Source organism: Tepidiphilus olei, from assembly GCF_006980705.1.
GTDB classification, from domain to species: domain Bacteria; phylum Pseudomonadota; class Gammaproteobacteria; order Burkholderiales; family Rhodocyclaceae; genus Tepidiphilus; species Tepidiphilus olei.
Genome location: NZ_SBHO01000006.1, coordinates 39,202 through 54,073, shown reverse-complemented (window position 1 = coordinate 54,073; position 14,872 = coordinate 39,202). Strand labels below are relative to the sequence as shown.

General features: G+C 63.4%; 17 protein-coding genes. 15 read left to right on the top strand and 2 right to left on the bottom strand.

Translation table 11 applies throughout. The features are described from left to right. Window positions 1-64: 64 nt before the first annotated feature. Entirely contained in the window at window positions 65-760 is a 696-nt protein-coding gene (gene flgA / locus EPD80_RS07630) for a flagellar basal body P-ring formation chaperone FlgA (protein ID WP_142810822.1), read from the bottom strand. 171 nt (window positions 761-931) lie between these two features. Here flgA and flgB point away from each other — a divergent pair, with 171 nt between their 5' ends. From flgB to EPD80_RS07570, 12 genes are all read left to right on the top strand, one after another. After that, a complete protein-coding gene (flgB, locus tag EPD80_RS07625) occupies window positions 932-1,333 on the top strand; it encodes a flagellar basal body rod protein FlgB (RefSeq protein ID WP_142804386.1) in 402 nt (133 codons plus the stop codon). Window positions 1,334-1,355: 22 nt separating this feature from the next. Next, entirely contained in the window at window positions 1,356-1,760 is a 405-nt protein-coding gene (gene flgC / locus EPD80_RS07620) for a flagellar basal body rod protein FlgC (RefSeq protein ID WP_142804387.1), read from the top strand. A gap of 58 nt (window positions 1,761-1,818) precedes the next feature. Further along, window positions 1,819-2,496 (top strand): flagellar hook assembly protein FlgD, encoded by a 678-nt coding sequence (locus tag EPD80_RS07615; RefSeq protein ID WP_142810820.1) that lies wholly within the window; start codon window positions 1,819-1,821, stop codon window positions 2,494-2,496. Between the two features lie 14 nt (window positions 2,497-2,510). Then, complete coding sequence (gene flgE, locus EPD80_RS07610) at window positions 2,511-3,791, top strand: flagellar hook protein FlgE (RefSeq protein ID WP_142810818.1); 1,281 nt, start codon at window positions 2,511-2,513, stop codon at window positions 3,789-3,791. A gap of 25 nt (window positions 3,792-3,816) precedes the next feature. Further along, window positions 3,817-4,560, top strand: a complete 744-nt coding sequence (gene flgF / locus EPD80_RS07605) for a flagellar basal-body rod protein FlgF (protein ID WP_142810816.1) — start codon at window positions 3,817-3,819, stop codon at window positions 4,558-4,560. A 146-nt stretch (window positions 4,561-4,706) separates the two neighbouring features. Beyond that, window positions 4,707-5,489: a flagellar basal-body rod protein FlgG gene (flgG, locus tag EPD80_RS07600; RefSeq protein WP_142810814.1), complete on the top strand. Its 783-nt coding sequence runs from the start codon at window positions 4,707-4,709 to the stop codon at window positions 5,487-5,489. Between the two features lie 12 nt (window positions 5,490-5,501). Beyond that, window positions 5,502-6,206 (top strand): flagellar basal body L-ring protein FlgH, encoded by a 705-nt coding sequence (locus tag EPD80_RS07595; RefSeq protein WP_142810812.1) that lies wholly within the window; start codon window positions 5,502-5,504, stop codon window positions 6,204-6,206. 10 nt (window positions 6,207-6,216) lie between these two features. Then, window positions 6,217-7,365, top strand: coding sequence for a flagellar basal body P-ring protein FlgI (locus EPD80_RS07590; RefSeq protein WP_142810810.1), 1,149 nt, complete (start codon window positions 6,217-6,219; stop codon window positions 7,363-7,365). Between the two features lie 14 nt (window positions 7,366-7,379). Then, window positions 7,380-8,471, top strand: a complete 1,092-nt coding sequence (gene flgJ / locus EPD80_RS07585) for a flagellar assembly peptidoglycan hydrolase FlgJ (RefSeq protein ID WP_142810808.1) — start codon at window positions 7,380-7,382, stop codon at window positions 8,469-8,471. Window positions 8,472-8,537: 66 nt separating this feature from the next. Further along, the gene (gene flgK / locus EPD80_RS07580) at window positions 8,538-10,202 is read left to right on the top strand and encodes a flagellar hook-associated protein FlgK (protein WP_142810806.1); all 1,665 of its coding nucleotides are present in this window, start codon (window positions 8,538-8,540) and stop codon (window positions 10,200-10,202) included. 14 nt (window positions 10,203-10,216) lie between these two features. Beyond that, the gene (flgL, locus tag EPD80_RS07575; RefSeq protein ID WP_142810804.1) at window positions 10,217-11,263 is read left to right on the top strand and encodes a flagellar hook-associated protein FlgL; all 1,047 of its coding nucleotides are present in this window, start codon (window positions 10,217-10,219) and stop codon (window positions 11,261-11,263) included. Between the two features lie 9 nt (window positions 11,264-11,272). Beyond that, window positions 11,273-11,824 carry a hypothetical protein gene (locus EPD80_RS07570; RefSeq protein WP_142810802.1) on the top strand — a complete coding sequence of 184 codons (552 nt, stop codon included), beginning with the start codon at window positions 11,273-11,275 and terminating at the stop codon, window positions 11,822-11,824. Here EPD80_RS07570 and EPD80_RS07565 read toward each other — a convergent pair. Continuing rightward, window positions 11,791-12,357: an NUDIX hydrolase gene (locus EPD80_RS07565; RefSeq protein ID WP_142810800.1), complete on the bottom strand. Its 567-nt coding sequence runs from the start codon at window positions 12,355-12,357 to the stop codon at window positions 11,791-11,793. The genes EPD80_RS07570 and EPD80_RS07565 overlap by 34 nt on opposite strands. Window positions 12,358-12,547: 190 nt before the next feature. Here EPD80_RS07565 and EPD80_RS07560 point away from each other — a divergent pair, with 190 nt between their 5' ends. The 3 genes from EPD80_RS07560 to EPD80_RS07550 all read left to right on the top strand — a co-directional run bounded on the left by EPD80_RS07560 (window position 12,548) and on the right by EPD80_RS07550 (window position 14,871). Continuing rightward, complete coding sequence (locus EPD80_RS07560; RefSeq protein WP_142810798.1) at window positions 12,548-13,798, top strand: tyrosine-type recombinase/integrase; 1,251 nt, start codon at window positions 12,548-12,550, stop codon at window positions 13,796-13,798. Further along, window positions 13,788-14,567: a hypothetical protein gene (locus EPD80_RS07555; protein WP_142810796.1), complete on the top strand. Its 780-nt coding sequence runs from the start codon at window positions 13,788-13,790 to the stop codon at window positions 14,565-14,567. Before EPD80_RS07560 ends, EPD80_RS07555 begins: the two co-directional genes overlap by 11 nt. A 106-nt stretch (window positions 14,568-14,673) precedes the next feature. Beyond that, window positions 14,674-14,871 carry a helix-turn-helix transcriptional regulator gene (locus EPD80_RS07550; RefSeq protein WP_141056590.1) on the top strand — a complete coding sequence of 66 codons (198 nt, stop codon included), beginning with the start codon at window positions 14,674-14,676 and terminating at the stop codon, window positions 14,869-14,871. The last annotated feature ends 1 nt before the right edge of the window (window position 14,872 follow it).

Here is a 14,872-nt window from a genome sequence, read left to right as displayed (position 1 = left end):
AAACTTTAGCATTTTCCGCACGGAATCGCACGATGCCGCCGTACGGTGGGTGATGCTCGCCACCCTAAGGGCCGAGCGCTACCGAGCCATCTGGTTGGGCTTGACCCGAAACGACGCGCCCGCCCTCGAGCCGCACCCGTACCGTCTCGCCCGGGGCGGCGCGATTGAGCGCCTTGCCGCGATTCTCCACCACGAAGCCCGGGCCAGTGGCGCGGACGACGACGTCCATTCCCGGCGAGACGACGTCGGGCAACACGATCTGGCTCTGGCGCAGGGGCTGGCCGGCCGCGAGGCTGCCACGCAGGCGTGCGCCCACCACGCGGGAGGCATCGAGCACCACGTCTTCCGGCAGCGCCGTGAGTTCTCCTTCTTCACGGCGCAGATCGTCGGGCGAGAGGACCTGCCCCGCGCGCAAGGGGCGGGCGCTCTGGTAATAGGCCCCGAAAACCGCGACCCTGGCCGTGAGATAGGCCGTCCATGGCGTGGGTTCGGTGCAGCGCACGCCCACCGCCACCCGTCCCCACAGCCGCACGTTCTCCGGCACGAAGGCCTGCAGCTGGCGGCAGGGAGGGAGCTGATTGTAGGGGTCGAACGGATCGACCTCGATCTGCACCCGCCCCGGCAGCCCCGCCGTCGCCTGCTGCAGGAAAGCCCGTACGGTCTGCTCCACTGCCTGCGGCTCCTGGCGCGCTTCGGCCGCAAGGCTACACAGCCCGAGGGCGAAGGCAAAGAAAAAGGCGAAAAGGCGGACGGCGTTCATGGGCCGAAGTTCTAACACGGATCGGCAAGCCCGGCAATCCTTGCCGGCAGGCAAGCGCGAATTTGCCGGGAAGAATCCCGTATGTTCCGCCCTTTGCCTTGACGGGCAGGGACTTATCCTGTCAGGCATGGAAAGTGCTCATTACCCGTCGTCCCAAACCGGAGGATGACCATGTTGGAAAAACTCGAACAAGCCCTCGCTTTTCAGCGCCATGCGCTCGAAGTGCAAGCCCGCAGGCAGCAGCTCATCGCCTCGAACATCGCCAACGCCGACACGCCCGGCTACAAGGCGCGCGACCTCGATTTCCGCGCCGCCCTCACCCAGGCCCAGTCGAGCCGCAGCGCCCCGGGGCTCAAGAAAACCGACCCCAAGCACCTCTCGGCCGGGGGCGAGGATCCGCTTACCGAATACGAGGGCTACCGCACCGAAGTGCAGTCGTCCGTCGACGGCAACACCGTCGACATGGACCAAGAACGCACGGCCTTCGCCGAGACGGCGTTTCACTACGAGGCGAGCCTCAATTTCATCAACCGGCTGCTCAAAGGGATGCGCACCGCCATCACCGGGCAGTGAGTGATAGGGCAGGGAGATCGTCATGGCAATGCTCGACGTGTTCAAGGTGGCGGGCTCGGCGCTCACGGCGCAGTCGGTTCGCCTCAACACCACCGCCTCCAACCTCGCCAACGCCGAGAGCGTCGTCGGCCCCGACGGCCAGCCCTACCGCGCCAAGCAGGTGGTCTTCCGCACCATCCCCATCCGTGACGGCGAGGCCCAGGGCGTGCAGGTGAGCCAGATCGTGCAAAGCGCCGCCCCGATGCGCCTCGTCTATGAGCCCAACAACCCGGCGGCCGACGAGAACGGCTACGTGCAGATGCCCAACGTGAACGTGGTCGAGGAGATGGTCAACATGATCTCCGCCTCGCGCTCGTACCAGAACAACGTCGAGGTCATCAATACGGCACGAAGTTTGCTACAGAAAACCCTGACGATCGGGCAGTGAGTGGGGTGCGGGTTACGGCACCGTCGCCGATCGATGACGAACCCACCGGAGACGGACGATGAGCACGATCAATTCTTCTACCGCCACCACGGCGAATTCGATCCTGGCGCAATACGGCCAGCGCGAGACGAGCAAGAGCGTAACGGCTGGCGCCATCGAGGACATGCAGAACCGCTTCCTCACGCTCCTGACCACCCAGCTCAAGAACCAGGATCCTTTGAACCCCATGGACAACGCCGAGGTGACCTCGCAGCTGGCGCAGATGAGCACGGTGCAGGGCATCGAGAAACTCAACCAGCTCGTTTCGGAGCTCGCAGGCACGGCGCAGATGACCGACATGGCGTCGCTCGTGGGGCGCGGGGTGCTGGTGGCCGGCAACCAGATCATGCTCACGAATTCAGGAGGCATCGCTGGGGTGGATCTGCCCCTCGCGGCGAGCAGTGTCAAGGTGACGATCACGGATCAGGCCGGAGTGCTCGTGCGCACGCTCGATTTGGGATCGCTCGACGCCGGTAGCCACAATTTCGTCTGGGATGGCAAGGCCGACGACGGACAAACCGCCCAGCCCGGCATTTACAAGATCAAGGTCGAGGCCAAGAACGGCAGCGACACGGTCAATGCCAGGCCGCTGCAGCTCGGCCAGGTCACTGGCGTGGTCAAGGGCCCCAAGAGTATCGACCTCCAGGTGGGTGATCTGGGTATCTTCACCCTCGACGAGGTCAAGCAGATCATCTGACAAAGGAGAAGATTATGGCATTCCAACAAGGCTTGAGCGGCCTATCCAGCTCCTCGCAGGCGCTCGACGTCATCAGCCACAACGTGGCCAATGCCAACACCAGCGGCTTCAAGGCGAACCAGGCGGTGTTCGCCGACGTCTATTCCTCCACGCTTGGGGCCGATCCATACAAACAGGTGGGCAGCGGCTCGCGTGTGGTCGCCGTACGGCAGAATTTCAGCCAGGGCAGCATCACCGAGACGGGCAATTCGCTCGACATGGCGATCAACGGCGATGGCTTCTTCATGGTGAAGCGTCCCGTGCTGGGCGACAACCAGACGTTCTACACCCGTGCCGGGGAGTTCCAGCTCGACAAGGATGGTTACGTGACCACAGCCACGGGCTACCAGCTGCTCGGCTATCCCGGTACTGCTGGGGCCGGGGATGCAGTGCCGATTCAAGTGCCCTACGATACTGGCACGCCGCGGGAAACTTCTACCGTCAGCTTGACGTTCAATTTGGATGCCAACCAGCCGGTAATCGATCAAACTGCCAATCCATTCAACCCCAGTGATCCCAAAACCTATAACTTCTCCACGACGGTCGTGACCTACGACTCGCTTGGAATCGCCCACAACTTAAATTTGTATTTCGTGCGAACAGGACCGACAGAAAATGACCCAAACTCGACGTGGGATGTCTATGGCACCCTTTCAGGTGATGAGTCATCAGATCCTTCGCTTGTCTCACCACCAGTATCACTAACGCCTCTGGAAACTTTGCAATTCAATGCTTCGGGGGCTTTGACCAGTGGTTCTTCCTTGTCTTTTTCTGGTATTACGCTGGCCAATGGCGCCACGATCGGTGGCGACGGAGACGGTAGCATCAACATCAACCTCAACGCCACCCAATTCGCCCTCGCCTCCGCCGTGAATACCATCAGCCAGGATGGCGTTCCCGCTGGGGAACTGGCGAGTGTATTGGTGATGCCTACCGGTCAAATCCAGGCGCGGTATACCAACGGTAACGTGGTCACGGTGGGGACGGTGGCGATCGCTGCCTTCCGCAATCCGAATGGCTTGGTGTCGATGGGCGACAACCTGTGGATTTCCTCGCTTGAATCGGGACCGGGCGTGGCGGGAACGCCCGGCGCGGGCACGCGCGGCTTCATCAGCGGCGGTGCGGTCGAAGCCTCCAACGTCGATCTCACCGCCGAGCTGGTCAACATGATCGTGCAGCAGCGCGCCTATCAGGCGAACGCCCAGTCGATCCGCACGCAGGATCAGATCCTGCAGACCATCATCAATCTGCGCTGATATCCGGCGCTGAAGGAGGACCGCGATGGATCGCATGCTCTACATCGCCATGACCGGCGCGAAGTACACCCTGGAGCAGCAAGGGGCGGTGGCGAACAACCTCGCCAACGTGGATACCGCCGGGTTCAAGGAGGCGATGCACCGGCTGCGCGCGGTCGAGGTGCAGACCGAGGCGCTGCCCTCGCGCGCCTTCACGGTGGATGCCACTGTGGCGACCAACTTCGAATCCGGCCCGCTCGATTACACCGGGCGGCCGCTCGACGTGGCGATCGCAGGCCCTGGTTGGTTCGCCGTGCAGATGCCTGACGGCGGTGAAGCCTACACGCGCGCCGGCAATTTCCAATTGAGCCCCAACGGCATCCTGCAGTTGCCCGGCGGCCAGCCGGTGCTCGGCGAGGATGATCAGCCGATCGCGCTGCCGCCGGATCGGGAGTTTCTCGTAGGCAAGGACGGAACGATCTCGGCCATGGACCCGGCCGACACCCAGGTCGTGGAAGTCGTGGGGCGGCTCAAGCTGGTCAATCCCCCGGTGGAGAATCTGCAGCGCGGAGACGACGGACTCTTCCGCCTGCAGGGCGGAGGAGGATCGCCTCCCGATCCCAACGTGGCGGTGAAAGCCGGCTACGTGGAGAAATCGAACGTGTCGCTCGTCGATCAGATGGTACGCATGATCGCGCTCTCGCGCCAGTTCGAAATGAACACCAAGGCGATCACCACCGCCCAGGAGAACGACGCCCGGGCCTCGGCCATCCTCTCGCCGGCACGCTGAGGGAGCAGCCGGCGGAAATGAGGCGGCAAAACGCCGGTTTTCCAGCGACGGGCAGCGAGGCGGCGGACGTAAGATGAAATCATGCAACGTAGCAACCGCGCCGCTCCGTTTTCCTCGAACGTGGCGGCGCCCATAGGAGAACGATCATGATCCGTTCGCTCTGGATCGCCCGCACGGGGCTCGACGCACAGCAGACCCAGCTCGACGTCATCTCGAACAACCTCGCCAACGTGTCGACCAACGGTTTCAAGCGCCAGCGCGCCGTGTTCGAGGATCTGCTCTATCAGACGCTGCGTCAGCCGGGCGCGCAGCAGACGCAGCAGAACCAGATCGGCAGCGGCCTGCAGATGGGCACCGGCGTGCGCCCCGTGGCCACGGCGCGCATCTTCACTCAGGGAACGCTGCAACAGACGGGCAACCCGCTCGACGTCGGCATCCAGGGGCGAGGCTTCTTTCAGATCGAAATGCCCGACGGCACCCTCGCTTACACGCGGGACGGATCCTTTCAGCTGGACAACCAGGGGAACGTGGTCACCGCCTCGGGCTATCCGCTGGCCGATGCGATCAACATTCCCCCGGACGCCCTCTCCGTGACCATCGGCAAGGACGGCGTGGTGAGCGTGTTGCAACCAGGGGCGGTCGCGCCGGTACAGGTGGGACAGATCCAGCTCGTCACCTTCGTCAATGAAGGCGGCCTGCAGGCGCTGGGCGAGAACCTCTTCGCCGAGACGCAGTCGAGCGGCCCGCCGGCGGTGAACATTCCTGGCAACAACGGCGCCGGCGTGCTCAACCAGGGCTACGTGGAAAACTCGAACGTGAACGTGGCCGAGGAACTGGTGAGCATGATCATCACCCAGCGTGCCTACGAGCTCAATTCCAAGGCCGTGCAGACCTCGGATCAGATGCTGGGGCGTCTGACCCAGCTGTAAGGGGGAATGGCCATGAGACGGCGAACCGCTACCTTGCGTGCCCCGTTCGAGCGCGCCAACCCGTGGCTGCTGCTCGGAGTGCTCGTGCTGTCGGGCTGTGCGGCGCTCGACACCACGCCGCCTGCCATTGTGCATCAACCGATGACGGCGCGTCCGGCGCCTCAGTCCGCGCCGCCCAACAACGGCGCCATCTATCAGGCAAGCGCCGTGCGTCCGCTCTTCGAGGATCGCAAGCCGCGCTACGTGGGCGATACGCTCACCATCAACCTCGTCGAGAATACCTCGGCAAGGAAGAACACCGGGGCCAATGCCAGCAGGAACACCAATTCGGAAGCCGGTATCAGCGGAATGACGCGACTTCCCTTGTCAGGCCTGGCCGGTCTGAGTCTGAACGCCGGGTCCGATCAAAGCCTCGAAGCCAAGGGCGGCGCCTCGGCCGACAACAGGTTTCAGGGCACGATCACCGTCACCGTGATCGACGTCTACCCCAACGGCAATCTCCTCGTCTCCGGCGAAAAGCAGCTGGCCATCAATCAGGGGCGGGAGTACATCCGTTTCTCCGGCGTGGTCGATCCGGTGACCATCAGCGGCAGGAACTCGGTCGAATCCACCGCGGTGGCCGATGCGCGCATCGAATACGTCGGCAGCGGCTACATCGACGAGGCGCAGCGCATGGGCTGGCTGCAGCGCTTCTTCCTCAACTTCCTGCCGTTCTGAGGAACTGGTCATGAATGGGACTTTACGCGTGCGCGAATTCCTCCTCGGGCGAACGCTCCTCGCCGTGGCGCTCGTCTGCACCTTGGGCTTATTCGGGCTCGGTGCGGCATGGGCTGCCGGAGAGCGCATCAAGGATCTCGCCACGATCGGAGGGGTGCGCGACAACCAGCTCGTCGGCTATGGTCTGGTGGTGGGGCTCGATGGCAGCGGCGACCAGACCACGCAAACGCCGTTCACCGTGCAGAGCGTGGTCAACATGCTGCGCAGCCTGGGCGTGAACCTGCCGCCGGGCAACATGCAGCTCAAGAACGTGGCCGCCGTCATGGTCACGGCCGAACTGCCGCCTTTTGCTCGCGCAGGCCAGCGCATCGACGTGACCGTTTCGTCGCTGGGCAACGCCAAGAGCCTCAAGGGCGGCACCTTGGTGATGACGCCGCTCAAGGGGGCCGACGGGCAGATCTACGCCATCGCTCAGGGCAACGTCGTCGTCGGCGGGGCCGGCGCACGATCCGGGGGCGCGGCGCAGCAGATCAACCATCTCTCGGCCGGGCGCATTCCGGCGGGCGCGACGGTGGAGCGGGAAGTCGGGAACAATTTCGCCCAATCCGAGATCATCCAGCTCGAGCTGGAAGAAATGGATTTCGGCACGGCCGCAAAGATCGTGCGGGCGATCGAGACCGCTTTCGGCTTCGGCACTGCCCAGGCGCTCGACGGCCGTACCATCGCCGTTCGCTCTCCGCCCGACCCCAACGCGCGTATCGCGTTTCTTGCCCGCCTTCAGAACCTCACCGTAGAGCCCGACGTACAACGTGCCAAGGTGGTGGTCAACTCCCGCACCGGTTCCGTGGTGATGAATCAGGCCGTGACGTTGCAGCACGTGGCGGTGGCGCACGGCAGCCTCAAGGTCACCATCGGACAGGATCTGGCGGTGAGCCAGCCGGATACGCCGTTTGCCGGTGGAGCCGCGGTGGCGGCCCAGCAGGGGCGGGTGGAGATCGAGCAGCCCGTCGCCGTGATCCAAGACGTCAAGGGCGGGGCGAATCTGGCCGATGTGGTCAAGGCGCTGAATGCGCTCGGCGCCACCCCCATGGATCTCATCAGCATCTTGCAGGCGCTCAAGTCTTCGGGCGCCCTGCGGGCCGACCTCGAAGTGATCTGATAGGGAGAGGGAAGATGAGCGTGCCGAGCGTTCCCGCTTTCGATCCGCGTTCCCTGCGCTCGCTGCAGAATCTGGCGCGTCAGGGCGACTCGCCCGAAGCGTTGCGCGCCGCCGCCAAACAGTTCGAGGCGGTGATGCTGCAGCAGATGCTCAAGGCCATGCGTGCCACCGTGCCCGCCAACGCCTTCACCTCGAGCGATGGCGAGCGGACCTTTCAGGACATGAGTGACCAGCAGCTCGCCCAGAATCTCGCCATGGGCCGCGGCATCGGGCTCGGTGAGATGCTCGCGCGGCAATTGGAACAGCGTCTCGGGAATCAGAACGAAGCCGCGGCGTCTGCCGCGGGCGTCGGTGAGCAGGGCGAACTCCCCCCGAGCGGAGGTTTTTCACTCGCCAACGTGCTGCGTCGCCCGGCAAATCCTGCCGGCAACCGGCAAGGAGTGGCAACGGAGGAAGCCGCTGCGCTGGAAGAAAAGGGCTTTTTTGCCGCCCTGGGCGGTGCCTCGGGCAAGGTCGGGGACGAGGCCGTGCCGCTCGTGTCCTTGACGCAAGACGACCCGACCCCCCTCTTCCCCTCCTTGGCCGAGACTGCCTCGGCGGTGCGCCGCGCCGAGACGAACGAGACGTCGGTGCCGGAGAAGATCCGTCGCTTCGTGCAGGAGACCTTGCCACAGGCCCGGCGAGCCGCCGCCCAACTGGGCGTACCGCCGGAATTCCTCGTCGCCCAGGCTGCCCTCGAGACGGGGTGGGGGAGCGCAGTCATCCGCACCCCGGATGGTCGCTCCAGCCACAATCTCTTCAACATCAAAGCGGGCAGCAGTTGGCGCGGGCCAACCGTGACCCTGCCGGTTACTGAATACGACAACGGCCGGGCGGTGACCGAAAACGCGAAATTCCGCGTCTATTCGTCCTACACCGCTGCCTTCGACGATTACGTTCGCCTCATTCAGAACAACGAGCGCTATGCCTACGTCCCCGGCAGCCGCACACCGCGTGACTTCGCCGCGGCGCTGGTGCGCGGCGGCTACGCCACCGATCCCCGCTATGCCGACAAGATCGTCTCCATCCTGCAGGACCAGCGCTTCCGCGCGGCCTTGCCCGGTTGATCTCGAAAGCATGGCACATAAATTGCTAGTTTACTGGCGACATCCTTCTCGCGCCGGGAGCAAACCATGGCCGATTTTCTCAACATCGGATTGACCGGGCTGATGGCCGCGCAGGCCAAGCTCACCGTCGCCAGCCACAACATCGCTAATGCCGACACGCCCGGCTACAGCCGCCAGAGTGCGGTGCAGACCACCCAGCCGTCGCAGTACATGGGCTACGGCTACGTAGGGCAGGGCGCGCGCGTCGTGGACGTGCAGCGCAGCTACGACCAGTTCCTGCAGCGGCAACTGCTGCAATCGCAGAGCCAGGCGAGCTACTACCAGATCTATCGCGACCTCATCGCACCGATCGACGATCTCATCGCCGACCCGGATCTGGGGATTTCCTCGGCCATGGCGCAGTTCTTCGACTCCGTGAACGAAGTGGCGAACAACCCCTCCAGCATCCCCGCGCGGCAGACGATGCTCTCGCAAAGCGAGGCCCTGGTCAATCGTTTCCACCTGCTCTCGGGCAGGATCAACGAGATCGACGCTGCGTTGCAACAGAACGTCTCACTTGCTACCCAGCAGATCACCCAGTACGGGCAAGAAATCGCCCGGCTCAACCAGGAAATCACGCGGGCGCTCGGCGTGGGCAACGGCGCCGCGCCCAACGACCTGCTCGATCAGCGCGACCAGGCGCTCGCCGAACTCTCCAAGCTCGTCAACGTCCATGCGGTGGTCGATGATCGCGGCATCATGAACGTGTTCATCGGCAACGGGCAGGCGCTGGTGCAGGGAATGGAGAGCGCCACGCTCGCCACCCGGCCCGATCCCGCGCAGCCCATGCGCACCCAGGTCACATACCAGATCGGCACCGGAGCGGCTCAAGTCCTCCCCGAGCAACTCATCACCGGAGGCGAACTGGGCGCCATGCTCGCCTTCAGGCGCGACACGCTCGAACCAGTGCAAGACCAGCTCGGTTTTCTTGCGCTCGCTCTCGCAGTGAAATTCAACGAAGTGCATGAGTTGGGCTATGGATTGGATGGATCGACCGGGAACGCCTATTTCTCCGGAATCGATCTCTCCCAGCCCGTGGAGACCACCGGTTCGGCCGGCAGCGACGTCACCGTTTCGTTTGTCTCTCCGGTCGACCCTGGGGCGCTTCGCCTAGACACCTACATTATTCTGAGCGAGAACAATGGCACGCTCAGGGTGACGCGGCAGAGCGACGGTAAAATTTTCGATGATTTGACCCAGCCGATCGACGGCCTCGATTTCTCCAGCGTGGTTTTGGAGCCGGGCGAGACCGCCGTCATCGCGCCCACCTACCGCAACGCCGCCTCCACGATCGGTGTGGCGATCACCGATCCGAGACAGATCGCCGCGGCGGAAGAAGACCCGACCGGTACGGTCGCTCCTGGAAGCGGTCCGGCCGACAATCGTAACGCGCTCAAGCTCGCCGGCATCCAGACCGACAAATTTCTCTACGATGAGACCGCCACGCTGCAGTCCGCCTACGCGCGCACCGTGTCTATGGTCGGCGCCAAGGCGAGCGAGGTGATCAACGGCGCCACCGCTTCTCGGGCGCTGCACGAGCAGATCCAGGCGCAGCGAGACAGTCTCGCCGGGGTCAATCTGGATGAAGAGGCCGCCAATCTGATACGCTTCCAGCAAGCCTATCTGGCCGCGAGCAAGGTGATGCAGATGTCACAGAGGCTCTTCGATTCCGTGCTCGCCATCGCCAGCTGACCGGGAGAACGACCATGCGCATCTCTACTGCCCAGATCTTCGACCGCAACATCGCGGCCATGATGAACAACCAGACGCAGCTCGCGCAAACCCAGTTGCAGGTTGCCACGGGGCGCAAGATGCTTCGCCCCTCGGACGATCCCGTGCGTGCTGCGCGCAGCCTCGAGCTGCAGCAATCCCAAAGCGTGAACAAGCAGTTTCTCGCCAATATCGGCTATGCCAAGGATCAGCTCGCGCTCACCGACACGCGGCTCTCCACCATGACCGACACGCTGCAATACATGCGGCAGAAATTCATCCAGGCGGGCAACGGCGGGCTCAGCGCCCAGGACAAGGCGGCGATCGCTTCCGACCTGCGCAGCCAGCTCGACAACCTCGTCGCGCTCGCCAACAGCAAGGACGGGCAGGGTGAATACCTGTTCGCCGGCTACAAGAACGACACGCCGCCGATCGTTTTCGGCGACCACGATGGCGACCCAGACACGCCCGATCTCTATTACTACCAGGGCGATGTCGGCACCCGGCAGATGCAAGTCGGCCCCGAGCGGCGGATGGACATCGGCATCCCCGGTTCGGCCTCTGGCGGAGGAGGGTTGTTCGAGGTGGATCAGAGCGCCTATGTGCCAGCGATTGCGCCGACCGATCCATCCGATCCTACGACCGGCACACCTCCCCAATACCCCCCCGCCGAATTCTTCAACCGTTTGAAGACCGCGATCGACGCGATCGACAACCCGGACACGACGACGCTACCGCCGGAATACGTGGATCCTGAGACGAACGTTCCGGATCCCACCAGTTATGGCCTCGACATAGTCGACGCTTTCATGGAACGCATCGCCGTATATCAATCCAAGGTCGGCTCGCAGCGCGCCGAGCTCGATTCGCTCGACTATGCGGGGCAGACGCTCGATCTGCACTATGCCACCGCCCGTTCGCGCATCGAGGATCTGGATTACAACGAAGCCCTGAGCCGGCTCGCCCAGCAGCAGCTCGTCCTGCAGGCGGCGCAGCAGTCCTTTGTGCGCGTGGCCAATCTCTCGCTCTTCCAATACCTCTGAGAGACCGCGATGCGCACCCTCGGTCGTTCGATCCCGCTCGCCGCACTGATCCCGCTTGCACTCGCCGGCTGTGCCGGTTCGAGCGCGGACTGGGCCAAATACGACGCGCCGCTCGCCGGGGCCGTGGGAAGCGCCCTGATCCTGTCGGAATCGTCGCTCAACATCGACGGCGGAGTCACCGCGGCCGGAGGAGATGCAGCGGCGGGCGGAGGTGCCGGTGCAACCTCCTCGGTCACCTCCGTCTCCCACGCCGCCTTGCTGCGTCAGCTCGGGGGCGCAGCGCTCATCGCGTATGCGCTCTACGACCCCTTCGAACCCAACTGGCGCATCCAGGTGCTCGAATCGCCCGACGCCAAGGTGGCCCGCATCCGCATGAACATGCGCACGCTCACCACGGGCGGACAAGGCGAAGCCTATACCGTGTTTCGCCGCGCTGCTCAAGAAATCGTCACGCGCCGCGGTGCCACCGGATTCGAAATCCTGAGCTACGAAGAAGGGGTGCATTCCACGCGACCGCTCGCGCAGCGCTATGCCGTAGGGGAAGTGCGCCTATGGCGCTGATCCGACGAGCCTTTCGACCCCAGCGAGGTTACCAGGATTCCCCCGCCGGGCGCATCCACCTCGTGGCGCAGCGCAAGGCGCACCGTTTCGAAAGCCAGTTCGCCCCAAGGGATGTCGTCTAGACGGAACAACCGGGTTTCCAAGCTTTCCTCGCCCGGCGCAATGTCGAGCCGCAGCAAACGCGCACGGTAGAAGAGGTGCACTTGCTGGATGGGCGGTACGTCGATGAGCGCGTGCAGATCTTCCACCTCGATGAGCGCCCCGGCTTCTTCCCAGGTTTCGCGCATGGCCGCTTCCATGGTGGATTCACCGTTTTCCATGAAACCGGCCGGCAGGGTCCACCAACCCAAGCGCGGCTCGATCGCCCGGCGACACAGCAGGACGCGATCTTCCCAGCGAGCGATGGCGCCCACCACGACTTTAGGGTTCTGATAGTGTACCTCGCCGCAGTGACCGCATACGTGCCGTGGTCGATTGTCGCCTGGGGGGACGGCCACCCGTAAAGGATGGCCGCAAAGGGAACAATATTTCATCACGGCCGCCTCGATGCTGCGGGAGAAGGGGCTTGGATGTTGGCGGAGATGGAGACCGCCATAGACGTATAATACACCATTTCACGCCGTTTCAAATAGTATTGTAAATCAAGACACTTAGGCTACAATCTGCCTCATCGTGTTTCGCCATGCGCCGTAAAATGATAAGGCAAGCGATAAGGCAGGATTTATGCCAACGGTAATCAACCGGCTCACCCCCCGGACGCTGGCGAGGCTGCCGGACGGCTACCACGCCGACGGCCGCAATCTCTATTTGCGGGTGCGCGGCGTCTCGCGTAGCTGGGTGCTTCGCTACCGGTTCAACGGCAAGATCAACGAGCTCACTTTGGGGTCGCTCGATGTGCTGGCGCTGGCCGATGCGCGGCAAAAGCGCGACGAGCTCTTGCGCGTGCTCAAGCTCGAGAAGCGCGACCCGGCCGAGACGCTGCGCGTGAAGCGTCATGTCGCGCTCACCTTCGCCGAATGCGCCGCCAGGCTCATCGAGGCCAAGCGCGCCGAATGGACGAACGCCAAGCACGTGCAGCAATGGGAAAACACCCTTGCGCAGTTTGCTTTCCCCATCATCGGCCACCTGCGCCCCGCCGAGGTCGAGACGCGCCACGTGCTCGCCATCCTCGAGCCGATATGGACGACGAAGACCGAGACGGCATCGCGCTTGCAGAAACGCATCGCGGCCGTGCTCGACTGGGCGGCGGCTCACGGACTGCGCGGCGGCGAGAACCCGGCGCGGTGGAAAGGGCATCTCGACAAGCTGCTACCGGCCCCGTCCAAGGTGGTCGAAGGCGAGAACATGCCCGCGCTCGACTACGCCGAGGCCGCCGACTTCTGGCGGGTGCTCGACGCCAAGACGAGCACGGCCGCCCGGGCGCTCGCGCTGCTCATCCTCACGGCCGTTCGACCCCTCAACGTGCGCTTTGCCCAATGGCAAGAGTTTGACTTCGAGGCGCGCGTCTGGCGCATCCCCGGCGCCAGCGACTACGGGCAACGCATGAAGACCAAGCGCCCCCATGCCGTGCCCCTGTCGGCGGCCGCGCTCGAGCTGCTGCACGCCCTGCCACGCTTTACCGATTGTCCTTGGGTGTTCCCATCGCGCGGCGGCAAGCCCTTGTCGGACATGGCGCTCACCAAACTATTGCGCGACCTGCACGAAGCCAAGCACGCGGCCGACGGCGTGGGTTGGATCGACCGGCGCCAGGGTGGGCGCGTCATCGTGGCGCACGGCTTTCGCGCGACCTTTCGTACCTGGGGCGAGAACGAGACCCACTATCCCCGCGCACTGCTCGAAGACGCGCTCGCGCATGACTTCAAGGGTGAGGTCGAAGCCGTCTATGCCCGCGGTGACCTTGTCGAGAAGCGGCGGCCGCTGATGGAGCAATGGGCACAGTTCGTCACTACGGGAGCAAACGACGATGGTCGATGACTTGAAACGGTGGCGCAACATCCCCGACGACTTCGTTTTGCCGGTGCCCGAGGTGGCGCGCATCTTGGACGTGTCGGAAGAGGCGATCTATTCGGGTGTTCTGGGTGGGTATTATGTGCTGCTGGCGCCGTGCGGCCGTTTTGTTCGCTTTCAAAACACGGGGCTTCATTATTTCGGCGGCATCCCCCCGCATTCTATACCAACGGTTTTGAAAGATCGGGGTCATAACCTGATTGAAAAACCTAAACCGCTTTTTGGTAATGACCACGAAAGTTTTTTAACGTGGATAGATGTTGATCATCATAGCATTATTCAATGGATGAACGATAAGACAATACCTTCTGAATACAAATTATTGGAAAATAAGCCAGAATCAATATTATTAACCCGCGTAGGCGAAATTTGGGTAGTAACTAGTTGGATAGGTAAATTTGCCGACAAGCTGCCTTACTATAAGCCCCCATTCCTTGGCGTCTCTGGCGCCCTTCTCAAGCGATTCCTCAACGAAGGATTCCCCCCGCCTGCCGATTCGCCCAAGGTGCAGGAAATTGAACCGCCCGCCAGGGAAGATGCCCGCGAGACGATGCGCGCCATCGTCGCCGGACTGCTCGAAGAGGCAGGCGCGGCGTTTCTGATCGAGCGACCCACCGAGGCCGAAGCGTCCAAGGCATCGGCCTTGCTCGAAGCCATCGAGCGGCGCCGCGGGAAGACCATCGCCCCCAAGACGCTATCGCGCTATCTGAGGAATTGGCTACGCGCCGAGGATTGATCACGTTTGAAAACGGACATGTCCAAGCGGCGGCGGACATGTCCAGAAAACCCGGCTCTTGGTGAAATATCTTTGGTGTCGCGTCAATTCTCTATGGAGCGGCACCATGCAACGTGTTTTATCCCAATCCGAAGTCTGCGAGCTCATCGGCCGCTCGCGTGTGTGGGTTTATCGCCACGCGCGCAACGGCACTTTCCCCGCGCCCCGCATGGCCGGTTCCCGGCTCTTTTGGCTGGCCGAAGAGGTCGAAGAATGGCTGCGCACGGCCCCCGTTCCCACGTGGGCGGCACGGAAGAGGGCGTGAG